Here is a 24,944-nt window from a genome sequence, read left to right as displayed (position 1 = left end):
CCCCACCGGGTAAGAAAAAAGGTGCCGGCGAAAGCCGGCGTCAAAATTACAATGCTGCAGTCATCGCGCTCCCGCGGATGCGCGCCAGGTTGCGTTTGCGCGCTTCTTCGCGCGCCAGTTGCCTGGCCCGCAGTCGGTCGCGCTGTTGCGCTCGCCGCTGGTACTGCAGCTTCCAGACGTCGCAGAAATCGACGCCGTCGACCACAGACTTTACGATCGAAACGCGCTTGCCGTGTCCGCGGATGCGATCCGCGAGCAACTGCGCATGGTGTTCGCCCGGCCTGAAACCGCGCCGGCTGTCCACCTTGTCACGATCAGCGTAGATGATCACGCGGTCGTAGTCGTTCCAGTTGATATCGGCATGCTCGAGGCCGCCGCAATTCAGCAAGCAGCGGACCTCGATGCGATTCTCGTAGCGCGCAACAACCGCGAATCCAGTCTCGGCACCCTCCACCACCGCCAGCGTGCGAGAACGCGTCGTGTTGAGCAGAACCGACGATCCGAAACTGCCGGCCGGCGCGCTCATCTCCAACTTCGCGCGCGACTTCCCTTTCTTCGTGAGAAAAGGAACCTTCTCGCCAGCGGCCGTGAGAAAGGTCCGATGGACCCGTCGGGGCTTACCTGCCTGCGACCGCGCGCGCAGAAGCATGACCGGAAACCTGCCCTGCTTCTTTCCGAATGCGTCCACGTACTCCATGCCCGGGTGGCAGCGCACATCGCGGCCAATCCATTCGGACCGAAGGCCCGGAATCCGCGTAGACAGGTATGTCCAGACCGGCGAGCCGACCGTCACCGGAGCGGCACTGTCCCACGCGGCCTGCATCTCGCGACATTTCTGCTCGTCGCTTTTCTCAGGCCGGACCGGGACAGGTTTCGCCTTGAGCGCCACCGCGGCGGGGATCCTCCCGTTGTAGTTGCCGGTCTCGAGCTCGTAGTAAATCTCGCGATAGGGCTTGCCCGTCACCTCGTGGATCAGCTGCACGCCCGTACCACCCTTCAGACAGCGGGCGCAATGCCAGCCACCGCTGCGGTCCTTCTCGGCCGGAAACAGCCGGAAGGTTTCCTCGCCATCGCAAAGCGGACAGGTCCACCACCGCCCCTTTCCACTCAAAAATCGGGTGTCGATGTAGTGCGGAAATATGTTCGTCCAGTCCAGGTTCGAGAGAACCAGTTTTTTCAGCTCACGCATGATTCGTCCTCCTTTCGCCCGACGGCGGAAACGCGCGCATTCGCCATCACACGGATAGCCAGCGCAGATGGATCACCAAAGCATTCGTCCGCAGTCTTCAACGTCGCGTCGAATCGACGCGACACGGAGATACTCGAGCTGGACGAAAGCCGAAAGCACTTCACGTTCACGATTTTCTCCAGTTGGACTGCGGGTTTTTCGATGCCTGAGACAGGCGCAGAAACGCTTGCTCAACGAAGCCGCGCGCGGTGCGTCGGCTTGGTTCAGCAACGTCAGCGAAACAGGGAAATGCAGGAGAAAAGAAAGACGGCGTGTGGCGCGCCAAGGCGCACGCCACACGCTAAAGGTGAGAAAAAACGGGAGTGAAAATCGGGATGGTGAGCTCTTACGGGAAGTCAGAACGGAATATCGTCATCCATCTCGTCGAAGCCACCACCACCGCCATACGACTGCGTCTGTGCCGGCCGCGGCGCCGAGTGCTGCGTTTGCGCACGGGTATTTGCGGGCGGTTGGCCGGATGCTTGGCGCGCGGCCGGGGCGGTAGCCTGTCGCCGGGAGCCCTGCTCGAAATCGCCGTCACCGCCGTGACCGTCGCTGTCCCCGCGGCCGCCGCTGTTGCGGCCACCGAGCATCTGCATCTGGTCCGCGACAATCTCGGTCGAGTAGCGATCCTGACCGTCCTGTCCTTGCCATTTGCGGGTGCGGATCTTACCTTCGACGTAGATCGAGCTGCCCTTCCTCAGGTATTCACTCACGATCTCAGCCAACCGACCGAAGAATGAAACGCGATGCCACTCGGTGGTTTCCTTGTACTCGCCGGTCGCCTTGTCCTTATAGCGATCGGTCGTCGCCACACGGGCGTTGGCGACTGCGTCGCCACTGGGCAGGTATCGCACTTCCGGATCGGCGCCGAGATTGCCGACGATGATCACTTTGTTGACAGATGCCATCTAGAACTCCTTCATTTGGTAATCGACCATAGCCACTTGTCCCACATGACCTGCTGGCCGTCTTTGTAAATCGGTGAGCCATCTTCCTTGCGGAAGGCCGGCACCTTGATCTTGCGAAGGCGCTTCACCGAGACGATATCGCCGACACAGCAGCCACACTCGTTAATCGCTTCCTTCAGGCCTTCGCCCTGTAACACCTGCTCTCCATCTCGCGTCTCGAGGCGAAGCGCGAACGAACGATAGGAGCCCGACTTGCCCGGTCGGCGGTCCGGGAAGGTTTCTTCGCCCCAACCGGTGATCGAGCCTTCCACCACGGACGAACGTGACGAGTCGTCGCGGCGACCACGCTGATACTGAGTCCGGCTGGATTGCGGTGTCGGTGACAGGCCACGTCCATCGTCTTCATCGTGCGATCGCGCTTTCGGCACGTCCGCCGGCTGCAGGGTCCATAGGTCCGCCGCATCAGGGGCCGAAGCCGTATTCAACGCGGGCGATGCAGGCACACTTTCGCGGCGGATCGCAGCTGCGATCGCGTCCTTCAGCGAGGCCGAGTACTCGTGCGCGAGCGCCCAATGTGGCGCCAGCGCCGGCAGAATCTTCGTGCCGAACATCGTGTCGCCGGGAGCATCGTCGAAGGCGGGTACGAATTCGACGACGCAGTCGCCTTCATCCACGAACAGATGTGCGATTCCGTCGATAGTCACGAACGTCTCGTTGGACGCGCCGGTGCCCACCGTTCGTTCAGCTTGTCGAGACGTCGACGGCGGATCTGCCGTCGACACTCGGGCGCCACCCGGGAATGCCTGCGCGAGTATGCGCGTGAAAAACATTGCTACGCCACCCATTGCGCCTCCAGCGACAGTTGACCGCTGCACCAGCGGTTGAGTCGGTTGAAATCGTAGTTGAGCAACGGAATGTCTCGAATCGCGTCCTGCATGGCGCGCGGACGCACCCGGCCAAGAGCACAGACGACCTGGTACGGGATCGCGCCCGTCCAAAGTTCCATGATCCAGCCGAGCGTTGCGTAGTAGTCGCCCTTGTCGACCGGGCGATTGCACAGCCGTTGATGCAGCATCTCGGCGCAGTCAATCAGGGCTTCGGGGACGTTGTCGCTATGTCTGCTGTCAAGGGCGAAAAATACGACTGCTTCGGCGAGCTTTTCTCGTACGTGCGGCTCCCAAAGCTCGGGATCTGGCAATGGGTCTGGCTTAGGACGGGTGACGAGAATCGGCGACGCGCTGCCGAAGATGTCGAGCTGCCAAGCAGCCACTTGCTGTTCCATGAGCGTGCTCCGGGTAACGACCGGGCACCTCATTCCCCTTACCGGGAACGTGGTTCCCGGTGGGAGATAGGGGCGACCGTGCGAATTGCTTCGCACGGACGGAAAGGGCCGATTTACTTCGTGCCTGTCTTCATAGTTTCGACGGCCGGGTTTATCGCCGGCTTCAGGGGAATGACAACAGCCGACTTCGCGTACTGACGTTGCGGAGTCGTCGATGCCTTCACGTCGGACCGCGCTGCGGTGGCTTGGGCGCGATTCGCATGCTGCGGATTCTCGTCGCGATCGTGACGGATCGCAGCGTCGCGCTCCGCGTCACGACGCGCAGTCTTCGCAGCGTTCTTGAAGTAGTGGAAACCTGCGATCGCCAGGAAGACGGACACGAGAATCGAGTGTGCCGCGAGATAGACCGCGAAACACAAAGCGAGGAACTTGCCGGGCGATTTAAACGCGCCGCCGATCAGGGACTGCAACATGTTTCTCTCCAGAGAAATTTGAACAAGGGGATATCGGGACAATGCCCGGTGGTTTCGATGCTCGGGACGAGCAAGGAAAACGGCGCGAAGCGCTTTCGTCCGCGACCACGAGGTCGGCGCACAAAATCGCTCAGGGCAGGTGAAGGGAAATCGCGGGCGTGCCGCGAGATGGGGGAGCCGGTAGGCTCAGGAGGGTCGATGCGTCAGGAACGCTTGATAGAGGTAGGGTACGCCGTGCGGATGAGAGGGTCCCGCTGAATGCTCGCCAAACCCGTACAGCTTAGGCCACATAGCCTCGACGCAACCGGTTGAGGGACCAAACCGAAAATGCTCCAGAAAATCGTATAGCTTTCACCGGAACTTGACTTCGAAAAATCCGAGGCAAACTGGACACGTCACTTCAACAAACGAGGCGTATCCACATGATCTTGACAATCATCCTTCTCTGCGGCGCCTGGGCGTTGTACAAGCAGTACGCCGATTCGCACCGCGGTCAGAGATCCACACGTCCGGTGACACGGAGCCAAGCATCGGGCGATGCCGGAGAAGCACGCGTGAATGCGGAGCTGCGCCGCGTCCTTGCTCACCTCTGTGGAAGCGACTTTTACGTCCACCCCACTGCGCTCTTGCTACTTCATGCGCCCGGTACCGAGTTCCCGACGGCGGAGGTCGACCATCTCGTCGTCACGCCATTCGGCATTTTCGTGATCGAGACGAAGAACTGGGCCGGCACGATCCTCCCCGGCCAGACTGCCGATCAGCTGGTTTGCCACCTTCCGAGCGGCAGGTTGGAGGAACGTCGCTCGCCCATCAGCCAGAATCGCGCGAAGGTCGCATTCCTGCGCGGCACGCTGCCGGCGACGTGGAACGTGCAGGGACTCGGTGTCTTTTCTCACGACGCCTGCACCCTATCCGCCGGGCTACCGCTCGCTCTCGTCAACCTTCGCGACCTCGGCTACTGGTTGCGGACCCAACGAGATCGCCATGCCGAATCCGGAAATCCCAACATCAACGTCTCGGCTGCGTGGGATGTCGTGCGTCGCCTGAGCGTCGACGATCCGACCGGATCGGCTATATCCGCACATCGTCATAAAGTTGCACGAAATTCATCCGTAAACATATGACCACCGGATTACATTTTATTACATTCTGTAACGTCTAGTTTCAGGTTATCGGCGAGCCACGTTCCACGAAAGACACATTGTTTCGTGCAGCTTTCGGCCTTTGACGCCGAAATGCGCCGCGTAAGCTGGTGCACAGCCCCAAGTCTCGCTTGCGTCCGATGGGTACACCCCGATCGAACCAGCAGCCGCAACCCGTGCCAGGGAAGGCCACTTAAAACTGGAGAGGATTTTGTCCAAGAAGCCGCAGAAGCAATCCCAAGTTGAAAGCTTCAACCCGACTGTTCCGGATCATCCGACGTCGGAAGCCGATGCAGTCGACTTGCCCGCCACCTTCGCGCACGTTCCAGACAAGCTCGAACTCAGCACGACCGCACGTGAGATGTTCGGCGACCTGCCTGAGAACCTGATTCGGAACATCATCCACGAGACCGAAGAGGTCGCGCACTCTACCCGCAAGATTCTGCAGGAGCATATGCGGATCGGCGGCAACTTCGCGCACATCCACGCCGCCGTCATCGGGCACTACGTCAGTACGCAAGGCGACACCCGACAGGTCAGGAATACGGCCGCAGAGCTTGTCTACTCGTTTCTCACGAAGCTGTTTCGGAAATCGAAGTCATCGGTCAGTCTTTACATCCGGTGCTACAACAAATTCTCGAACAATATCGGCGCGGTCGAAATGCTGACGATCAGCGACATGTCACTGCTGGTCCACAACAACATCAGCGACGAGATTGTCGAGAAGGTGATCGATGCGAAACGCGAGGATCCCACCCTCACTAAAAGCCAAGTTACCGCTTTGATCAATTCCCTCAAGGAGCAGATCGCAGGAAAGGACAACAGTATCGAGGAGGCGACTTCCCAGCTCACTACCGCCGTCGGCAAACTCGACGACGCCCAACGGGAAATCGACCGCCTTTCGGCTGAACTGGCCAACGTCCGTCAGGAGCAAGCTCGGGAGAAAACCAAAGCGCAGGAAACTCAGGTTTCGCTTGCCTCGGCCGGCAAGCAGGTGAGCACGTTGCAACACACAATCGCAGGCAAGGAGCGCGAGGTTGAGCAGCTCACGGCTGAAATCGCGAAACTGAAAGCGAACCCGACCAAGGTCGAGGTAGAGGTACCGACCGTGCCATCTTCCTACGCAACCCTTGAAGATGCCGTGGCGGCAAAACTGGCCGAACACACTGCCGTTAAGGCCCAGCTTGAACAAGCTCAAGCCGAGCTTGCGGAGCTCGAGGCACGCGCGCAGGAGCATCGCGCCGCGATCGAGGCAAGCGAGGTGCTCGAGAAGAAGATCCGCGGGCTGATCGACACGTTCAGCTCATTCGTCCACGAGTATCACAGCGCCCAGTTGCTTGCGACCGCTGACGGAAATCCGGGCCGCTTCAAGCCACTGTTTCAGGCATTCGGTGACCTGATCGGCAAGTTCCATGGCGAAGTGATGGCAGCCGCACGGGCTTGATTTCAGCAGGCCACGCAGTTTTGCTGTGTAGTTGAAGAGAGACAAAAAAAAAATGGAAAAGAAGAACTCGCGAGAGACCTATCGATCGATTGAACGACTGTACGTACCGGACTGGTTGGCCGATCGCATCCGTGAGACCAATTTCGACTTGGTCGACCAGATGAGATGGCTCTTGGAAATGGATGGCGCCTTCAACGACATCCTCGCGGTCGAGCGCAAAGAGATTGATCACGTCAAGCACAACGAGGCGTCGTTGCGGAACCTCCTTCGCGCACCGTTCCTGATGGTCGCCCCTACCTTGGAGTCCGTGGAAGACTGGCGCTGCTTCGTCGATGATACGGCGACGACCGTCGCAGTCGACCGGTTGATCCGCAAGCTGCCCCCGCTGGACGCGCTTGCGAAGATGTCGGTCGAACATCACAACCGGGTGTTTCTGGATTTGGTCACGAGCGTCATCCACATCAGCGTGTTGGCGGCTCCGCTTCTCGGCATTACGACCGAAGTTGCCTCGTATCTCGTTTCGGTGCCCACCTACAAGCTGAGAATTGCGCTCGGGAAAATGAATGGTCTACCGCTGTTCCGTTGGCGCTTCAACTCGCCGACGTTCTGGTATCAGTTCACCGCGAGCAACTTGACCGACGAGATGGTCGCGCACCAAATCATGGCCACGTCGCCGATCCGGATGAACAGCGCGCCGGGCAAGGCGGGCTGGAGCGAATTGCGCTTGCCACGTGACAGGAACGAGACCTACGCCAGTGCCTTGATGGCATACGGTTGTCGCGCCTCGACCGCAGCCAGCCTGTTTCGCTTGAATCAAAACGCTATGCGGCAGCGGTTTTTCGAGATGCACGGCACAAGCTCGCCATGTGGTAACACTCCGAACTCGCTCTCCTGGTTTGTCGAGACCCCGACGAATCGGCTGCACGGAACGATCTTCACATGGCTCTACCGCGCAGCGCTCGCCGCCGGCGCCAACGCACCGCAAGCCCTGATCGCAACCAACGACGTCTATCAGCAGATCTTCGGCGGCCAGCACGCGATCTCCGTCGACCGTGGCTGCAACCTCACCCGGGCTATGGCCGCAGACAATCGCCTCACCATCGCTCCGTGCCGGTCCTGTCGCACGGAATACCTCGTCAGCAACAACGAGACGAAGATCGAGATGCACCATAGCTTCGACTGCCCGGCATGTACGGGACAGCTCGGTCCCAAGCGGCGAGGCACCAAAGCGAGGGCGCGCAATGACGCACAGCAATGATCGTTCGGTCAATGCCCTGCCCGATCTGCCGGCAAGCCTGATCGTGATCAATGCGGACTATCGTCCGCAATTCGCGTGGTACGACGTCGAGACCGAGCAGTACTACTCGGAGGCCGACGGAAAGGTCATCGTCGACGTCCGAGCGGCTATGCCTTGGGCAGCACTCTACGTCCACTAGGTAGTCTATGGACGATCTCGCCTACCTCGTTGCCGATAGCAGCGCAGCTTGGCTCGACGGCCGCGGCGACGGCCGATTTGAGCGATACGAGCGGTTCTACAGATCCGAGCGTGAGAAGTTGGCCGATGCGTTCGAGCTGGAGCAGGTCAACGAGGCCTACGCAACTTGGATTGGAAGCCAGCCGTCGCGAGTACTTGGCGCGCTCTCCAGGCCGTGGTTCGGGAAAGTACTGGTCGCGCTTACGTGCATGTATGTCGGTGCGCAGGTCGTGCCGGCCGTGTCTACCGCAATCCCGTACAAATCGACGGTACTGTTGGGTGTCGCTTTCGTCGGGCTGCGGATATTTCATCGGAAACGCCGGCGCGCAAGATGAGCACCCAAAACTCGATTCCCGCCCCACGGCGGGATTTTTTTGCGCGATGACCGTTAAGTCGGACAAAATCCGTCCGTAATTTAGAATTGGCGTTTTTTCGGCTCGCTCAAGCCAGTTCAAGAAATTGGGCGGCCGGTCGTGCGAACTTGACATCGGCACCGCGTCGGTAGGATGAAATTAAGGGTTCGCAGGGTGCGCACCCACCAACAACATAAGGACCAGAGATGCAGAAAATCACAACCACCACCGTTTCCGCGCTCGCGGCTGCAGCCGTTCTCGCGCTCGCTGCGTGCGGCGGTGGGGGGGACGGCGGCAGCACGAACACGGGGTCGACCGGCAACAATCCGAATCCGCCCAACCCGGGCAACGCGTCGGCGACCGTCCCAGGCACCGTCGAGATCCCTCAATACGCGGCCGGCAGTGCGCAGCTCGCAGCACTGACTCTTCTGAATCAGTACCGCTCGCAATGCGGTTTCCCAGCACTCAAACAGAACACCGTGCTCGACCAAGCTGCGCAGAACCATGCAAAATACATTGGCGAGAACAATGCCGTCACGGACACTGAGGTCCCAGGGAATGCTGGCTACACCGGTGCAACCTACATTGATCGAGCAGTCGCCGCGGGGTTTCCCGGTGGAGTGATCGGGATCGGCGCGAGCGGAGCGAATGCAGTATTCACGAATAACTTTAATGCTACGGTGGCGGGCCAGCAATTCGTCGGATCCCTTTTGGGTGGCGCATATCATGCCGTCGTAGCGACTTTCCCTGTCGACTTGGTCGGTTTCGGCGAATCGGAAACGCAGACTACCTCCGGTTCCTACACATTTACTGAGTCGTGGCAATCGATCAGCATGTACGCGGCCAAGCCGCAAGCGCTTCAGGGTGGCCCGAAGACGTTTCCGTGCGATGGCGTAACCGGCGTCCCCTACCGAGGCATCGGCGAAGTCCCCACCCCGCCGAATGTGTCTTCCTCCGGATGGGGCACACCGATCACCGTGATGGGCAACCTCACCGACGTAATCAACATGCAGTCGGCGTCCGTCACCGGTCCGTCCGGAACCGTCGATGTTCAAATCCTCAACTCCGACTCGGACCCGAACAAGTTGCTCGGCAAGTACCAAGCGGTCGCCTATCCGACTTCGCCGCTGCAGCCGAACACGACTTATAGTGTGACAATCAACGGAACGGTAAACGGCGCAGCATTCTCGCGAACCTTTAGCTTTGCGACGGCCAATACCGCAGGCTGATTGAGCACCGGTCGAACGAAAAAAGCGCCCTTTTGAACTGACCCCGCAAAGTTGGACGGTTAAACACTAGGCGCCCAAGGGCTGAGTTCTGTATTGCACGGGACTCAGCCCTTTCAATTTGAGCTTGATGCGTTCGTGGTTGTAGTAGTGGATGTAGTGGTCCAGCGTGTCGCGCAATTGCTCTACACAAGTGAAACAATGCCCGTTGTAGCACTCAGACTTGAGCGTGCCGAAGAAGCTTTCCATCGCGGCGTTGTCCAGGCAATTGCCCTTGCGCGACATGCTCTGGGTCAGCTTGCGCTTCTTCAGTTCCCGGCGATACGCCGGCATCCGGTATTGCCAGCCTTGATCCGAATGCAATAACGGTTTGTCCTTGCGCCGCAGCTTGGCCAGCGCCTTCTTCAGCATGCCGCTGACCAGTTCGAAGCTTGGACGTTGATCCATCTGGTAAGCCACGATCTCGCCGTTGTATAGATCCATCACCGGCGATAGATACAACTTCTGCCCGCCGACGTTGAACTCCGTCACGTCCGTTACCCACTTCTGGTTGGCCTGCGTGGCACTGAACTGACGTTGCAGCAGATTGGGTGCGGCCTGCCCGATCTCACCTCGCCAAGAGCGATATTTCTTCGGGCGCACCAGGGACTTCAGTTGCAATTGCTGCATCAGCCGCTGCACGGCCTTGTGGTTGACGAGATACCCGGCTTGCCGGATGGCAGCCGTCACGCGTCGATAGCCGTAGCGTCCCTTGTGATGTTCGAACACCGTCCGGATCTTTGCCTTCAGATCAGCGTGGCGATCGTCGGCATTCAGCGTCCCCAACTGGTAATAGAACGTGCTGCGCGCCAAACCGGCCACCTTCAGAAGCGCTGCCACCGGATGATGCTGTCTGAGCTCGCGCACTATTTGCGTTTTTTCTTTTGCGCTGCCTGCTTCTTGGCCAGCAGCGCATCGAGCTTTTTTAGGTATGCCACCTCCGCACGCAGATACTCGTTTTCCTTGAGCAATTCCTCGCGCGAGCGTTCATCCGGTGTGCCGGCTTCGGTGGGCTTGGGTGGAAGTGATGTGACCATCTTTCGGGGGCGCCCTCGTGGCCGAGGCGTCAAAGCGTTTATACCGCCTTCATCATACAGACGCGCCCAGCGGGCCACACTTCCCGCATCACGAATGTCATACAGCGCCGAGACTTCACGCAGGGACAGCTCATCGCGCTGCATGTGCTGCAACACCCGCAGCTTGAACCGTGCATCGTAGCTACTGTATTTGCTCTGCAGTCCCGCACGGCCATGCGCGCGATACGCGGCAACCCAACGCTGCAACATTCCGGAATGGATGCCGTGACGGGCTGCCAGTGCGTCAAAACCACTATCGCCACGCAAATATGCGCTGACCACCCGTTGCTTGAATTGCTCGTCGTACTTCGTCATGAAAAACACCCCAAAGGTTGGATCGGTATCCAACTTTTGGGGTGCAGTTCAAAATACCGCGCTTTTTATTTTATTGGTGATCCCTGCCTAGTGATTGCATTGACCATTACCAGCACCCGCCGTATTGACCCACAAGAAATCCACGGCACCATTTGATGGGTTGACGTAGCAGTAGGTCGCCCAGGAATTCTGCTGAGTGCATGCAAGCTGCTTGTTGTACCATGGTCCGGTCCAGGTGCCGGTGAACACCTTGTCACCCTTGTAGCCGGCAATTCCGTACGGCCAATCAGGGTTCACGCCAGGGAGCGTGCTCCAGTCTCGCCATTGGGTCTTCTGTTGAAACGGGGCGTCCCTCGTAAGCGTTTGCTCGATACTGTTGAATACTTGCATATCAAACGCGCTCAATTTGTGACTGCTTGCTGCGGCCGTACAAGCGACGTCCGGGTCTATTACCACTGGCGGGGGTGGCGTAAATTTAACGCATTCAGGCTGAGTCCAGCCTGAGCCGGTCCATGAAGACGGAACTGAAGTGTCGAAGCCAGCCGGACACTGCGGTTGTGCCGAATAGCTGCATTGTGGGTCGGACCATCGGGATCCTTGCCAGACTGCACTAGAGACTGTGACCCAGCCCGCGCCTGTTTGGCATTGCGGCTGTGGAATCGCACCGTTACGTAGCGGCGCCGCACACGTCGAATCCTGGTAGCCGGACGTGCACGGGATCGGCGCGCACGCCTGGCGCATACCAATATATGCCCCTGTCTTGTCGTAGAACGGATACGACCGGAGAGTGAACCCTGACTGGCACGATCCGTCCGCAAACGCGGCGCCCACAGCAACCGACTGCAGCACCGCCACAACCCGCTTGATCCAGCGTTTCACTCCCTTCTCCCTCAATACGAACAATATGTTTCAACGACAGCAGTACCAGTGATCCCGTTTCCGTTGCCGTCAGTAATGAACACCGTCCACGGACCGCTGCCCGATGCCGAGACATTGACCGTCGCCGTCGGATTCACGTAGAAGGTCACGGGACTAAACACGATTTGTGGTGTTCCGCCCGTCGCGCAGTTTGGTGCCGGAACCCCCCAACCGTTTTGGACCATGAAGTACCCTTGCCGAAGCGCTGGACCACCGATTGGCAACCAAGCGTGGTCCTGACAGGAAAGCAACTGCCCACGCCCGTCGCTGTTTTGTGCCATTGCGCCATTTACCGGACACCAAGCGCGCGGTGTTGCGATCGCGCCTGGTGTGATGGTCTGCGTCACTTGGAGCTGGCCGTTCACGGTACTATCGCCCGTCGAGATCGGCGCGGGCGCCGTGCCTGCGGCGTTCTGTACGAGCAGAGTTCCGGGACTCCGGACTGCGTTGCTGACCGCTACGTTCGACGCGGCCAACGTCGGCGCACCGATCGTCCCCGTCGCGTCGATATTGCCCACGTTATGCAGGTCGACGCCGTTGACGTCCTGACTTCCTGTCCACTTCAGCGAGCCATCACGCCGGATGAAAACTGAGTTCCCATCAGACGACGGGCCGTTCGTTGCCATAACGACGGCCGCAGGTGCTCCTGGCACCGGATTAACGGCCTGCCATCTTCCGCTCAAGCCCTTGATCGTTACGGGATTCTGGCTGGTCGAGAAGCCGAAGTCATTGCCGGCCGCCTGTGCCACAACGCCGGCGCCCGAGACGTCCGGCTTCCCGAGTCGAGTCACGGGTTGCGACGAATAGAAGACGTAGGACACTTGGCAGGAGCCCGACCCGGTGGAACAGTTGTCCGGACCGACACTCATCTGAATCATGTAGGTGCCGCCCCAGATCGGTCCGGTCGCGTAATCCGCCTTCAGATATCCGCCGGCGCGCAAATCGGCCAATGTCGGCGGCGTGACAGCCGTCGCTTTCGAGCCGACCATCTGTGCGACCAACAAGGCGTACTTGTCCGTCACCCATTTCGACAGCGCGGCGTTGATCACTGCCTGATTCTTCCCTTCGACGCTCAGCACGTCTCGCCGGCGCGTTTCTACGTCGTGCTGGATACCCTGCAACGTCATGAGTGCAGTGGCAACCAGCACAATCACGGCTTCAATGATGCTGAGCATCGTCGTTCCTTAGTTGCCCTTGGTCGCGTACATGATCACGCTCGCAGTTCCGCCTGCAGAGGCGCACGCCGCGGCGGCCGTACCTGAGTCGAACGTCGTCGACGGCCCCGAGATCGTGGTGTTGTTCACCTTGACCTGCGTATAGGCCTGCGAAATCGAGTCAGCAGACAACGCACACACCTTTGCCGGAATCGGGTACGTCACTGCAATCGCGTCGTTCGTGGCCGTCACGGTGGCCGGCGCCGCGGTCACCGCGCCCCCGAAGATGCCCGTCAGCGCGCCGGTGGACTTGTTCAGACGACGTCCGGCGGTGTCGAACGCGCGGTTTTGCGTAAGCGACAGCATGGTGACGCTCGAGAAATCGATCTCGCCCGCTGTCGCATCTTGAATGCCACTCACGAAGTACTGCGCTTCGCTCTTGAATTGCATCGCGTGGATCCGATCCATCACATAACCGCGGCCCATGTAGACGACGAGCGCGATCAGTGCAGCCGCCGCCATCACGCCCGCGGCTTCGACCAACGAAAGCTCCCCCTTCTGTCTGCGGCGCCCTTTGCCAACGTACAGTCGTTTGGTCTTGTTCATTTGGTTGAACTTCTTCATGTAGGTTACTCCTAGAATTTCTGGTTGAGGGATGTGGACACCCCGTCGAATGCGACTGCACCCGTTGCGAAATAAGACCCGAGGCCAAACACAAGAAAAAGCAGTACCGCCCCACCCAACAACACGTAATGAGTGATTTTCGCGTTCCGTTTTACTGCGTCGACGACACGGGACAGGGAATGCTGACCAAGCTCCTTGATCGACTCCACGAACTGATCCCGTCCAGCCGCGTCGGTCATGATGTCGATAGTGGTCTCCGAGAAAATTCCCGTATCGAGCGCCTGCATTGGCTTGTCAGGATTCGCGGTCAGTCGCGTACTCATCCGGCGCAGATGCCAACGCATCCACGGATCAGACATCTTCATCAATCTGTCCAGTGCCGCGCGCAGCGTCAGCCCCGAGTCGAACAAACCGGCCAAGGACACGATCAGCAACGCGGCACGAAGGTCGCGCCGATTGCGCCACATCAGGGGCATGGCATCGACCTTGTTTCTGAATTTCCCCGTCCAGCGCTTCAGCGTTTGGAAGTAGCCCAGAATCAATCCCGCTACTACCGAACTCGTGAGCCACCAGTAATCGGCACAGAACGTGTCGAAGGCGTAGACGAACCTGCCGAACGCCGACCATTTCTCGAGCGGCTGTACATCAAGGGTCGCCGGGAGAATTTCAGAGCCAAACAGCACGCAAAATGCGTACAAGTAGACGATCAGGAAGGCTGGGTATGCCATCTGCATCGAAGTCGTCGCCGACAGCACGCCCTTTGCGTGTGCCGCCATCTCGGCAAGCTCGAGGCCGCGGATCGCCGCGTCATCACGAGGCGATTCGCTTGCGAGCTCAAGGAGCACAAATTCATCGTTCGGGATGAACGGCTTCATCGCGGTCGCGAAATCGTCACCCGCCCGCATGCGTTGGGCGATCTTCTGGAACGCCAACCACGACATGTTTTTCCGCTTGCGATGGCGCTCCGCAAGCGTGTCCAAACGCTCAAGGAGCGTTTCGCTGTTACGCAGGCCCTTCTTCGCGACGTCGAGGCGCGTTTCGCGATAGAACATCTCCCGCATTGCCTTGAAGCGCCATGTGGAAACGCGCAGCCGCTCCTTTAGCGGAAGCACCCTAAAGAGGGTATAGACGATTGACTTGATCACGACGGGCTACCCCCATGCGCGTCGGGAAATAGGCGATAGGCTTCGAATGCACACATCGATTCGTCGATGAACCGCGGATCGATCAGGCCTTGCGACGCCTTGTAAAGCGCATGCTCGTAGACGGTCTTTCCCGTCATATCCGCGTTTGCGAAATCCGTCTTTCGGCTCGTGCGCCATACGTGCTCCGCACCACGCCAGTCTCGGGCCGCGACACATGCGAGGAACTCCGGCGTCGGCCGGTACAGCTCCATCGCCAACGTCTGCCCTTTGATGCCGGCCGCAACCTTGCCGTCGCGCGTGAATAGCCCGGGTCGCCGGCAATGCGCACAGCCATTCTCATCGCGGCACGCCATCATCGACGTGTCGAGCGCGAACTTGCGCTCGAGCGTCGCCACCTGAGTGGCCGACAGCACGTCGCGCGCAGGTCGCTTGCAATGTGGGCAGAGCTTCGGAATCAGCTTCTGATTGCCGACCGCGTTCAGGAAGCTACCCGACGCCACCTCGTCCATCGGCAACTTCAACCGCCCACCAACCAAACGCATCACCGCACCGAGGATGCTGTTGCCGTGTAGCGTCGTGCGAACGGGGTGACCGGTCAATGCGAGCTCGGCAACCAAACCGGCCAGCACCGAATCCCGCACCTCGCCGATCGTGAGATCGTCAGGGTCCATTCGCATCAGCGTGCGGACCACTTCGACGATCTTTCGGTTCGCGTCCTCTTCGCTCTCGTTTGTACGACGTTGGATAGAGATGTCCGACAGCCAGGGCGCGGGCACCTCGGAGGGTTCATTCACAGCGAACTGCTTGATGCGATCGCGATTCGGGACGAGATACGACATCGCGCGGAGCAGCGTCGTCTTCGCGGATCCCGTTTCGCCAGTAAGGAACGTCGCTCCTCCCGTCACCTTGCCAAGGCTTTCCAGGATCTCGATCTGACTTTTTTCCAGGCCCATCTCGTGTGGCATGAGCACCCGCACGCGGCTGAAATTGCCGTCGAGCAAGCGCAGCGCGACGTCGAACCCTCCCACGAGCGGTGCGCTTTGCCAGCGGATGTTGATGATATCGGTGTGCGCCACGAGCGGAATCATCGCGGACTGCGGCGCAGTCATCTGGAATGATTCGCCTGAATTTGTGTTGCGCTGGACGAGATCCTGATACGACGCCGACAGAGCTTTTCGGACCATCGGCTTGGGCAACTCGCGATACGAGTACATTTCTCCGTCGACACGAAGGCGCAGCGCGACGTTGTCCGAAAAATCCCGATACTCCCAGTGGACGTCGCTCGCATCGTACGCGTGCGCGGCCTCGATCACGTCTCGGAACAAGCCGATCGCACGAGATGATTCTGGAACAACTGACGCCGCTCGTTGTTTCTCCTTGCCGTAGAGCGAGGCAATAACCTCTTCGTCCGCGACCATCTCCTCGTGGACCGAGATGTCTGCGCGGGCGAGGTCCTTCAGATAGGTCGCATACAGTTGGCTTTCGTGGAAACGCTGGGTCGCCACCACGATCGAAATGCCGGCCTGCAGCTCGACCGCGATAAATTCGCGGCGGGCCGCCTCGGTCACCGCGAGGGCCGCGTGCTCGTCCCGTTGGCACAACACGCGCTTGAAGCTGAGAGAATCAGCGTGGACCAGACGCGGTCGCCCACCCTCAATGGCAATCTCCGAGGTCTCGGTTACATCCATCCCGATACGCCGTACGGTCGGCGGGACGTCGTAGCCTGAGGTCCATTGCGAAGCCGCGTCAACGCTCGGTGTGGTCGTCGCTTGAGCAGGCGCCGGCGGCTCGGCCACGCCTGCTCGTTCCTGCGGCGATTCGGTCGCCGGATCGGCGGGCACGTCGGCAACATGTGCCGGCGTCGCCGAGATATTCTCGCCCACCGCCGCCATTGGGACCGCCGCGCTGGATTTTGCCGAAGCCCGGCCGTCATCTGGTTCTTGTTGCGCTAGCGCGACTGCCACGTCGATCTCGGCTTTCGCGGGCCATTCCCCATTGCGTGCCTCGCCAATGATCGCGACGTCCTCTGCTTCTTCCTGTGCGCGTCGCAGCCTCATTCCCATTGTCATTGGCTGACCGTGGTCGCCTTGCCGCGGATTCACCGGCTTGCTCGCCGACTTGAAGCGCGGCTCCCGACCACCATTCGGTTCAGCCGATACCGCAGGATCGCCAGTGTCGGTCGGCTCCCGTCCAACGATCGGCATCGCCGACGACGCACTATCCGTAAAGCCTGCCGTGAACGCCTTGAGCCTGCCGAGCAAACCACGCTTCGCCGGCTCCGGAGTTTCGAGTTCCGCGAAGAAGCTCATTGCGTACCTCCAAGCGAAATGCCCGGCAGCGGTACGCCTGAAGGCAAAGGCGAGTTCAGATCCACGAGCGATCGTACGGCGGCCGTCGCCGGCGACATCTGGATTGGGGCGACGCCGCGGATCGGCTCTTTCCAGATCCGTTTTCCTTCTGCAACCGTGACTGCATACCCGTCGACACCCTTGACGTTCCAGCCATTGAGCAGCGTCGAGCCAACGCGGGCGGGGTAGATCGCGTCGCGGTACGAATACAGGACGTGCGCACCGGCCTCGTCGTTGAATGCACCGAGGAAGGCCACCGATTCTGCATGCGCGCGCGGCGGGCGAATGGGCTTTTCGACTGGTTTGGGCGGCACCTCAGCTGTGACGCCGCTCGCTGCTATCCCTGGTTGGGGCTGCGTCATTGCGCCGGGCGGCAGCATCCCCGGCGCGGTCGCGGCTCCCCCCAAGCTTCGGACGACGCTTGCGCGGGCCAGCTGATCGATATCGTCGATCGAGAGCTTGGCGCCGACCGGTTCGGCGTGCGCGGACACGGCGAAGCCGACGCCCGCCGCGATGAGTGCATGCTTAATTGAAGACATAGTATTTGCCCTTCGCGGTGAAGTGGACGCCATAAGGCGAATCGCCCGTTTCCTTGTCGGCGTTCGCTGGTGCGCCCTCATTGAGGCGCAGCTCGACCTTGAGGGATTCGAGCGCCATGTTGGGTGGCAGCTTGGCGAGCAGGGGCGACTGCCAGCGGAACCCTTCGATCGTCCAGTCACCCTGCTTAAGCATGCGTCCGACTTGCGCCCCGTCGACCGCACCCGGCGTCGTAACGAGCGGGCGCGCCTCGCCGAGGTTGACCGTATAGCCGTAGGCACGAAGCTCGAGGGGCTGGACCGACATGCGCTGCGGTGGCGTCTGTAGCATGTCAATGAAGGCTTGCTCAGAAGGCCAGCTTTTGGATTCGCTCTCCATGAGCGGAGCTGCTTTTGGAACTGCGGGCCCTCGCGAAGTCAGCGTGCGGCCGTCTCGGGCGAAGCTTAGCGGCCGCATATCCGCTGTCGCGGCTTCATCGAACGCGGCAAAAGTGCCCCCGTTCCGACGAAACGTCATCGTGCAGAACCCCGACGACGGACAGTTCGCCTCCTGAAATAGCCACCCCTTCCTCACCGATTCCTTTGCGCCGACGGCAGTAAGCAGCGCCGGCGCTAGCTCCGACGCTCGCGGCTGCATACGCGCGAACACGTCGCGAACAGCGACGGCGTACTGCTCGGCGAAAGTGGGCGGCCGCGCAGGCGGAGGCGGCGGCGAAAGCATGTCCGCGATCTTGGGCACACCAAAGAAGGCACCAACCACGATGGCGAGTACCGGAATGGCGGTCGGCAACGAAATGGGCGGCCGGCGGAGAAGCCCGACCTTCCGGTTCGCGAGTAGCTCGCTTGCTTGAAAAGCTTCGTCAACGCCACCGATGCGGTCGCCCGTACCGAGCGTATCGAGCGAAAGATTGCTCTTCAGGCACGCTTGCTCGATCTCAAGACGGCGCGACTGCGCCTGCTCGAGTGTCAGCACCTCATCGCTACGGACCGCGCCGCGCACGACGAACACGAAGTAGACGCGCGGCCCGTCCTGCAACAGTACAAGCGCGGCGGACCGATTCTTGATCCGTTCATGCTGCGCGACGCGAGCCGCGCCCGAAAAAAGGCGCGCGCCCTTAATCTCCGACATGTCAGGCTCGGCAAACCCGCCGATCAACTCGGTGCCGACCTTGAACTCGACGAAGTGGGTCGCATTGAACGCGTCGGTATAGCGGCGGCGCTCGGCACTGCCCCCCTTCACCGGGTAGGCCCGCCAGTCGATGCCGAACACCAGGCGCGCGCGCTTGTCGGTCGGCAGGGGTTCTGTGATGTGCATCATCTCGTCACATCGACGGAACAACCGTCGCCTTCAGCATGATGACCTGGAATGTCTTCGACTTGTTCCAGCTGCCAGTGAGGCCGGCAATACCGGTGTTCGTCGTGCTGTCAGCCTGATCGGTAATCGCGCCATACAACACCACGGTCTGACCGTCCGACAATGCGATCGTCTGGTCATCCTTCGTACCGACCGTATGCGCGAGCTGGATCTGCTGCTGCGTCTGACCTGACCCGGCACCCGCGCTCGTAAAGGGACCGTTGAGCTTTGAGCTGTCGGCCCAGTACGCCAGCACGATCTGGTTATGGTCGTTGACCGCCGGCAGCACGTTCACGAAGTCGCCCGTCGTGATGGTGCCCGGTGTCAGGCCCGGCACCCCGCCCGAAGTGGCCGTCAGCGATCCCGACGACGGCGTTGTCGATCGAAGGTAGTCATCGCTCTTGAACGACGCGACCGAGACCGGCAACCCATTGAGGGTCATCTTGGTCATCGTATTGTCCTGCACCGTACGGCCGTACTGATTCAGCGCATTCACGACCGCGTTCGTGCCCGAGAAAGGCGCATCCGGACGCAGCACCGACACGCCTACCGCGCCACCGCCTGTCGCGAGCGATGTCGGCGACGTGAAGCTGATCGCGTAGCGAGCAAGACCAGCGTGCATCGCGTTAAACACAACATCGGCATTCACGCCTGCCTGACTGCCCTTGTTCAACGCAATTTGAAGCGTCCGAACCGTAATCGCCACCTGACGTGTAGAGATCGCGTTCTCATGCTTGAGCAGCTTGCCGATGTTGTCCGCCGCTTCCTTGGTGTCGTAGACCATCACCAGCCGGCTTTGCGGATTCACGCTCACGCGTCCCATCGGCGATTTCAGCTTTTCGATCTCAGCCGTGATCGCAGCGATCTGGTCGAAGTCGCCTTCCCGTCCGGTCGACGTCTGGGCGGAGAACGAACCGGTATTGCCGCCGGAGCTGCCGCCACCGCCGTTGCCGGACTGATTGCCGGTCGACGTGTCCATCCCCTTGCTCATCGTCGACTTGATCGATACCTTGCCCGGGATCGCCGCGATCTGATACATGCGGGTGACGAACCGATTCACGTTGATCGTGCTGCCATCGAATGACCAGTCGAGCCCCAGGTCGGTCGTCATGTTCCGCATGTACATGCCGGCCTTGCCGGAAAACGCCTGTCGGTAGACCGGCTCTTCCGTTCGCGCGGCGTTGATCTGCCCTTTCGACTCCGTTTGGCCAGGCACCAGCGAGTCGCGCGGCACGAACACGTCCGGGCTCAGGTGCACGGGATAGCCCGTCGCTGTCGAAATGAGCGTGGCGATCTGCTTGATGCCGAGGTTGGCGGGCAGCGTGACAGTCTTGTCGCGGAACACGGCAGGCAGCGTCGCCTCGTACGCGAGCGGCACCAGCCGATCGCCGAGGAACGCGGTGGGCACGTCCTCCACGAGTGCCATCGGAGCGGGTCCCTTGCCGAGCGCGTCGGAGATCGTGCGGTGTGCGGCATCGTAGCTGTCGTTGACGTCCTGCTGCGTCACGGCGCAGCCTGCGGCCATCAGCGCGGCCGCAATCGCGACGCCGGATTTCAAAAGGTGAACACGCATGGTTCTCAATCCTGGCAATTGCCCGCGCGTGCAATCACGCGGATGACATTGTTTGTGTGGCGACACGCGCGCGTCGGCGTGCGCATGTGGTTCGTCGCCTTCATCACCTGCTGCAGCACCGAGGTGAAATCGCCGGTAAAGGAGGCGTTGAACTCCAGCGGCAGGTCGTCGTCGATCTTCCAGGCGAGTTGCCAGCCTTGCTGCTGCAGCCAGCGGTCGAGCGCGTCGCGCAGATTCACGTCGGCCGGCGTCACTGAGAACGTCAGCGTGCCGCTCGCGGCTGCCGCGCCCGCGCCCGGCAAGACGACGGCAGCGACGTCGGCGGACGGGGCGGCGGTTGCGCTCGTCGGTGCGGGCGGCAACAGCGCTTGGTTCGGCTTCGGGCTCTCCGCAGTTGCCGGTTGTGCCTTCGGCGCCGAGGCAAGCACCTGCCAGCCGTCGGCGTCGATGGAGTTCGTAACGGGATCGACCGCGGCGTGTGCCGCGAGATGCAACACGGCCAAGCCGCCGGCGACGAGTGCGCGAATCCGCGCCTGATTCGAATGTATCTTGTGCATGGTTACCGGCCCTGTTGCATAAAGCGGCGATAGATCGCGCTGGCGTAGACCAGCTGCTTGGACGGCGTGACCGCGTTGTAGGCGCCGACGGCCTTCCAGTTCGGCCCGAAGCGGCGCACATTCGACGCGAGGATCCACGCGCCGACGTAGGCGCTGACGCACCCGTTAAAGAGATGCTCACGACGAATGCCGTAGCGCGCCAGCGTGGGGAGCCACGACGTATTGATCTGCATGAGGCCGATGTCCTCGCTGCCGTTCGAGTTCCTGTTCACGGCATTCGGGCGCATTCCGGACTCGTGCTGCGCGATGACCCGCAGCAGCCGCGGATTGACGCGATGGAAGGCGGCTGCGTCGTCAAGGCAATCCGCACGGCTCGGTAGTGCAATGAATGCCAACACGGCCGCGACGATAGGTGCGATGCGAATCACGGCGTCGGTCCTCCGCTCGCCTGCAGCGGGGCATCCGGCACTTCGCGGTAGACAACTTCCTTGCGGCGCTTCACATGAATCGTGTTGCCATCAGCTGTCACGGTGAACATGTCCGACGTGCCTTCAAACATGAAGTAGCGCCCCTTCTGCTCGCCGATACCCAGATTCCGCGTGTCGGTCACGCCGACCCTTACGACGGACCCAGCGAACTTGAAATAGGTACGGCCGTCTCGATCGAACACCGCCTCGAGCTTCGCCGCGTTCGGTTGGTCAAAGTCGTACACCGTCTTAGCGTCACGCGTTACTTCGACGCGATTCGTCGCGTCGGCCACGATGAAACGCTCGGCGCGATCGATCGTCATCACGCTCTTGCTTTCATCCCAGCTGGTGCGCAGCTCCTTCCCGTCCGGCGTCTTGAACGTAACGGTCTTCGCCGGCTTCGACGTGAAGCGAATCTGCATGTGCGAGTCGTCGCTGTCCCGAATTGCCTGCGCGCCGAATCGTTCGGCCAGCCTCGAGACCGGCGGCGCTTCGGCCGTCACCCGTGCAACGACTCGGTTCAACCCAGCCTCGTCAGCATCTCGGCTCGTCGACGCGTAGTTCAACGCCGCGGATTTCGGTGCGTCACGATGTAAGCGCACGTGGCGCGCAGTGAAGTCCACGTCCGCGTACAGCCCGGCTTGTGTCATCAAACGGTCCAGCGCCTGCATCCAGTTTTCGCCGTCGCGCGTGGCAAAGTTTTCGGGCGTCGTCAGGTCAACATCCTTTTGGGCCGATCCTGTCCAGCCTTGCGGGACGAGCGCCTTGACGAAGCCACCAACCGTCATCGACGCATGAAGCCGGCGAACTGGCTCGAGAGCGGGACGCGTGCCGATCATCACCAGGCGGTTCGTGAAACCATCGAAGCCGGCTGGCTGATCGTCCTTCATGGCCGCCGTTCCCCCTGCGGCGGCACCGATGAACGTGTTCGCCTTCTTCCAGCGGGCCGTGGCCGAATGGGCACCAACCTTGTACGTGATCGATGACGGCGTGCCCTCCACAACCACGTACGGGCCCTCGGTATTGCCCCCCTCGGCGACAATGACCTGGCCAGCACGCGGCTGGATATACGTCTTCTCGCCGTCGTTGAAGATGAGCGCCGGCCGCTCGGAAATGCCTCCGAGGATGTCGTAGTCGAAATCGAAGGGGTCGGTGTTCGCTGCGGATGCGGTAGCGCATACGATCGCGGACGTGGCGCACGCGAGAAACTTGATCGTGTGCTTCACAGGCCTGCCTCGATCATGGAAAGGTGTTGGACGAACCGTGCGAGGTATGCGCGCCCGGGATTGGGGTTCGCGCTGTGGTAGTACGCGACAGCCTTCGCAACCGAGTCAGTGCGCGCGAAATTCTCGGTGAGGATCGCCTCGGCGACCGCGACATTTGTCGCGGGCGCGAGCGCGTCCCATGCGGACCTAAAACGCTTGCCGTGGTAGCACCAGTTCACCTGCATCAGCCCGACGTCGAAATCGCAGCGATCGCGCGCGAGCAAAGACTCGATCGCCTTGTACGCCTCTTCGCGAGACTTGAAGAAGTAGCCCTGCCCAGCGACGTTGAGCGTCCAAGGCCATGCACGGCCGCGGTAATTCGATTCGTTCAGCGCGATCCCGGCGAGAATCTTTGGATCGACGTTGGTGTGCAGCAACTCGAACGGTACGACAGCACGCGAGCACGCCCATCCGCCGCGGCGCTCGACAAGCGCCGCCTGCGCACCGTCATCCAGCACCGGCGGTTGTAGCCAGCCACGGTCGATGAACAGATCGTCCAGTGCGACGTCGCGCCCATCGATCGACACCGTGATGCCCGTCTCACGGGAGCTGCGAACAGGTTGTCCGACTAGCGGCGACGCCCATTCGATGAAAGCGTCGAGGCCGCAGTAATAGACCGGCTTGCCGGGTAGCATCGCGACCCGACGTGACTGTCCGTCTTGAATGACGACGCTTACCGGGCTGATCACCTGCGCGATCACGGCCGACTGCGCGTATGAGGCCGCCAGCGCGAATGCGAGGGCAAAAGCCGCGCGCGCGATCATCGCGCCCCCCGATACTCTTCAAGCACCATGTCGCGATTGACCTTGAGCATGAAGTGCCGCTCACCCGGCGACGACGTGATCGTCGGCGGGATGTTCTTGTAGCGATCGAGCACTGACTGCGCTGTCTGCGCCGCGATCTGTCCTGCCGTGCTGCCTGCTTGGGTGACACCGAGCGGGCCAGTCGTCGTGCTCTGATCGCTATTGCTGAAGGCACGGACCAGAATCGCCGTCAGGAACGATGTCGAATAGATCCTGAGGAAGTGGTTGTTCACGTGACCACTGAACCCGGCCGCGCCATTGCCGTCAGCACCCTGCGCGCCGTACAGCGGCACGTGCTTTCCGTTCGGCAGGCGCATTTCCGCACCGGCCACGAGAATTGATTCCTGGCCGGGTTGAATATCGGCGCTGTACGGCGCAACGATCGTCGTGCCCCAGGGAATCACCAGGCAGCGACCATCGCCGTTGTTCGCGTACACGTCCGTCTCTACGGTCAAAGAAGCCGTGCCCGGGCGATCCGAGTTGAGCGCCTCGTTGGAGAGGACGGGAATCTTGGCGGGTGGCGATAGCGTACAGCCGTGCGACTGACCGACGAAACCGGCGCGCGCGAAATCCTTGTCGCCTTCGCTCAACTGCGCAACGTCGTGCATGAAAGCGCTATCGCGCTGCTGGCTGGTCATTGGACTCGTGCCTTGCGCACCCCGAGCCGCCATTGCTGCCTGTGCGATCGAATCTTTCATCGCGGCGTCTCGCGCGGCCGCCTGTTGGAGCAGCATCTGCTGCGGCGTGACGATCCCAGGAGGTCCTTCCGGCTGCTGCGCTTGCCCTTCCTTGATCTTGATACCTGCGCGGAAGATCGGCGAGACGAAGATGCTGTCCTGATCGTTCGAAGCTTTGATTTCTGTGGTATTGCCGGTCGGCAAAACGGCATCTGCCGACAGCGCCGGCTTCTTCACGTTCGCGGCCGCCGCTGCGCTGGCCGCCGCAGCGGCTTCGGCGGCTCGTCGACGTGCTTGTGCTTGCTGCTCCTCTATGATCTTATCGACATCGGCCTTGTTGCCATTGCTCTTGTCGACCGCTTCGGCCGCACGTTCACGTTTGGCTTTGAGAGCCTCCTCTTCTGCCTTGTTTGCTTGTTGCGTTTGCGTGTAAAAGCCCAACGCCCCGATAGCTACGGCAGCAATCGCGCCGACCGCGATCATGACGTTACGCGGCACTTTCCCTTTGAACAGCGCTTTCTCTTCCGAACTGGTCGGATCTGTATTCTTTGCCATACCGC

At 60.8% G+C, this 24,944-nt stretch carries 24 protein-coding genes; 6 read left to right on the top strand and 18 right to left on the bottom strand.

Annotated elements, in window-relative coordinates; genetic code table 11:
- Positions 1-46: 46 nt before the first annotated feature.
- The 5 genes from BST28156_RS08290 to BST28156_RS08270 form a co-directional block, all read right to left on the bottom strand.
- Positions 47-1,189 carry a DUF7146 domain-containing protein gene (locus BST28156_RS08290; RefSeq protein ID WP_012217972.1) on the bottom strand — a complete coding sequence of 381 codons (1,143 nt, stop codon included), beginning with the start codon at positions 1,187-1,189 and terminating at the stop codon, positions 47-49.
- A 395-nt stretch (positions 1,190-1,584) separates the two neighbouring features.
- The gene (locus tag BST28156_RS08285; protein ID WP_012217971.1) at positions 1,585-2,139 is read right to left on the bottom strand and encodes a single-stranded DNA-binding protein; all 555 of its coding nucleotides are present in this window, start codon (positions 2,137-2,139) and stop codon (positions 1,585-1,587) included.
- A gap of 11 nt (positions 2,140-2,150) precedes the next feature.
- A complete protein-coding gene (locus BST28156_RS08280) occupies positions 2,151-2,984 on the bottom strand; it encodes a hypothetical protein (protein ID WP_012217970.1) in 834 nt (277 codons plus the stop codon).
- Positions 2,972-3,421, bottom strand: coding sequence for a hypothetical protein (locus BST28156_RS08275; protein ID WP_012217969.1), 450 nt, complete (start codon positions 3,419-3,421; stop codon positions 2,972-2,974). The genes BST28156_RS08280 and BST28156_RS08275 overlap by 13 nt, the downstream gene beginning before the upstream one ends.
- A 113-nt stretch (positions 3,422-3,534) precedes the next feature.
- A complete protein-coding gene (locus tag BST28156_RS08270) occupies positions 3,535-3,894 on the bottom strand; it encodes a hypothetical protein (protein ID WP_012217968.1) in 360 nt (119 codons plus the stop codon).
- Between the two features lie 422 nt (positions 3,895-4,316).
- On the opposite strand from BST28156_RS08270, the gene BST28156_RS08265 reads away from it, so the two are divergent.
- From BST28156_RS08265 to BST28156_RS08240, 6 genes are all read left to right on the top strand, one after another.
- Positions 4,317-5,018 (top strand): nuclease-related domain-containing protein, encoded by a 702-nt coding sequence (locus tag BST28156_RS08265; RefSeq protein WP_012217967.1) that lies wholly within the window; start codon positions 4,317-4,319, stop codon positions 5,016-5,018.
- Positions 5,019-5,247: 229 nt separating this feature from the next.
- A complete protein-coding gene (locus BST28156_RS08260; protein WP_012217966.1) occupies positions 5,248-6,480 on the top strand; it encodes a hypothetical protein in 1,233 nt (410 codons plus the stop codon).
- Between the two features lie 52 nt (positions 6,481-6,532).
- Positions 6,533-7,738 carry a FlhC family transcriptional regulator gene (locus BST28156_RS08255; protein ID WP_012217965.1) on the top strand — a complete coding sequence of 402 codons (1,206 nt, stop codon included), beginning with the start codon at positions 6,533-6,535 and terminating at the stop codon, positions 7,736-7,738.
- A complete protein-coding gene (locus tag BST28156_RS08250) occupies positions 7,722-7,916 on the top strand; it encodes a hypothetical protein (RefSeq protein WP_012217964.1) in 195 nt (64 codons plus the stop codon). Before BST28156_RS08255 ends, BST28156_RS08250 begins: the two co-directional genes overlap by 17 nt.
- A 7-nt stretch (positions 7,917-7,923) precedes the next feature.
- The gene (locus BST28156_RS08245) at positions 7,924-8,289 is read left to right on the top strand and encodes a hypothetical protein (protein WP_012217963.1); all 366 of its coding nucleotides are present in this window, start codon (positions 7,924-7,926) and stop codon (positions 8,287-8,289) included.
- Between the two features lie 224 nt (positions 8,290-8,513).
- A complete protein-coding gene (locus BST28156_RS08240) occupies positions 8,514-9,536 on the top strand; it encodes a CAP domain-containing protein (protein ID WP_012217962.1) in 1,023 nt (340 codons plus the stop codon).
- 66 nt (positions 9,537-9,602) lie between these two features.
- On the opposite strand, the gene BST28156_RS08235 is transcribed toward BST28156_RS08240, so the two are convergent.
- The 13 genes from BST28156_RS08235 to BST28156_RS08175 all read right to left on the bottom strand — a co-directional run bounded on the left by BST28156_RS08235 (position 9,603) and on the right by BST28156_RS08175 (position 24,939).
- Positions 9,603-10,963, bottom strand: a protein-coding gene (locus tag BST28156_RS08235) for an IS3-like element ISBmu6 family transposase (protein ID WP_088931535.1) whose coding sequence is annotated in 2 segments (ribosomal slippage) — positions 9,603-10,501 and positions 10,501-10,963 — 1,362 coding nt in all. Because the reading frame shifts where the segments join, the coding sequence is not laid out codon by codon here.
- A gap of 890 nt (positions 10,964-11,853) precedes the next feature.
- Positions 11,854-13,056, bottom strand: coding sequence for a hypothetical protein (locus tag BST28156_RS08230; RefSeq protein ID WP_012217959.1), 1,203 nt, complete (start codon positions 13,054-13,056; stop codon positions 11,854-11,856).
- A 9-nt stretch (positions 13,057-13,065) separates the two neighbouring features.
- The gene (locus BST28156_RS08225) at positions 13,066-13,659 is read right to left on the bottom strand and encodes a type 4 pilus major pilin (protein ID WP_012217958.1); all 594 of its coding nucleotides are present in this window, start codon (positions 13,657-13,659) and stop codon (positions 13,066-13,068) included.
- 11 nt (positions 13,660-13,670) lie between these two features.
- Positions 13,671-14,804 (bottom strand): type II secretion system F family protein, encoded by a 1,134-nt coding sequence (locus BST28156_RS08220; RefSeq protein ID WP_012217957.1) that lies wholly within the window; start codon positions 14,802-14,804, stop codon positions 13,671-13,673.
- Positions 14,801-17,113, bottom strand: coding sequence for an ATPase, T2SS/T4P/T4SS family (locus BST28156_RS08215; protein WP_012217956.1), 2,313 nt, complete (start codon positions 17,111-17,113; stop codon positions 14,801-14,803). The genes BST28156_RS08220 and BST28156_RS08215 overlap by 4 nt, the downstream gene beginning before the upstream one ends.
- Complete coding sequence (locus BST28156_RS08210; RefSeq protein ID WP_012217955.1) at positions 17,110-17,691, bottom strand: hypothetical protein; 582 nt, start codon at positions 17,689-17,691, stop codon at positions 17,110-17,112. Before BST28156_RS08210 ends, BST28156_RS08215 begins: the two co-directional genes overlap by 4 nt.
- Positions 17,678-19,006 carry a type IV pilus inner membrane component PilO gene (locus BST28156_RS08205; protein ID WP_012217954.1) on the bottom strand — a complete coding sequence of 443 codons (1,329 nt, stop codon included), beginning with the start codon at positions 19,004-19,006 and terminating at the stop codon, positions 17,678-17,680. Before BST28156_RS08205 ends, BST28156_RS08210 begins: the two co-directional genes overlap by 14 nt.
- Before the next feature lie 4 nt (positions 19,007-19,010).
- On the bottom strand, positions 19,011-20,615 hold the full coding sequence (locus BST28156_RS08200; RefSeq protein WP_012217953.1) for a secretin N-terminal domain-containing protein: 1,605 nt from the start codon (positions 20,613-20,615) through the stop codon (positions 19,011-19,013).
- 5 nt (positions 20,616-20,620) lie between these two features.
- Entirely contained in the window at positions 20,621-21,172 is a 552-nt protein-coding gene (locus BST28156_RS08195) for a toxin co-regulated pilus biosynthesis Q family protein (protein WP_012217952.1), read from the bottom strand.
- Between the two features lie 2 nt (positions 21,173-21,174).
- Positions 21,175-21,600, bottom strand: a complete 426-nt coding sequence (locus BST28156_RS08190; protein WP_012217951.1) for a lytic transglycosylase domain-containing protein — start codon at positions 21,598-21,600, stop codon at positions 21,175-21,177.
- The gene (locus BST28156_RS08185) at positions 21,597-22,865 is read right to left on the bottom strand and encodes a TrbG/VirB9 family P-type conjugative transfer protein (protein ID WP_012217950.1); all 1,269 of its coding nucleotides are present in this window, start codon (positions 22,863-22,865) and stop codon (positions 21,597-21,599) included. Before BST28156_RS08185 ends, BST28156_RS08190 begins: the two co-directional genes overlap by 4 nt.
- Entirely contained in the window at positions 22,862-23,668 is an 807-nt protein-coding gene (locus BST28156_RS08180; protein WP_012217949.1) for a transglycosylase SLT domain-containing protein, read from the bottom strand. The genes BST28156_RS08185 and BST28156_RS08180 overlap by 4 nt, the downstream gene beginning before the upstream one ends.
- Positions 23,665-24,939, bottom strand: a complete 1,275-nt coding sequence (locus BST28156_RS08175) for a TraB/TrbI/VirB10 family type IV secretion system protein (RefSeq protein ID WP_012217948.1) — start codon at positions 24,937-24,939, stop codon at positions 23,665-23,667. The genes BST28156_RS08180 and BST28156_RS08175 overlap by 4 nt, the downstream gene beginning before the upstream one ends.
- Positions 24,940-24,944 lie beyond the last annotated feature (5 nt).

The organism is Burkholderia pseudomultivorans (assembly GCF_902499075.1).
In the GTDB taxonomy this organism is placed as follows: domain Bacteria; phylum Pseudomonadota; class Gammaproteobacteria; order Burkholderiales; family Burkholderiaceae; genus Burkholderia; species Burkholderia pseudomultivorans.
This window is presented reverse-complemented; position numbering and strand designations above follow the sequence as displayed.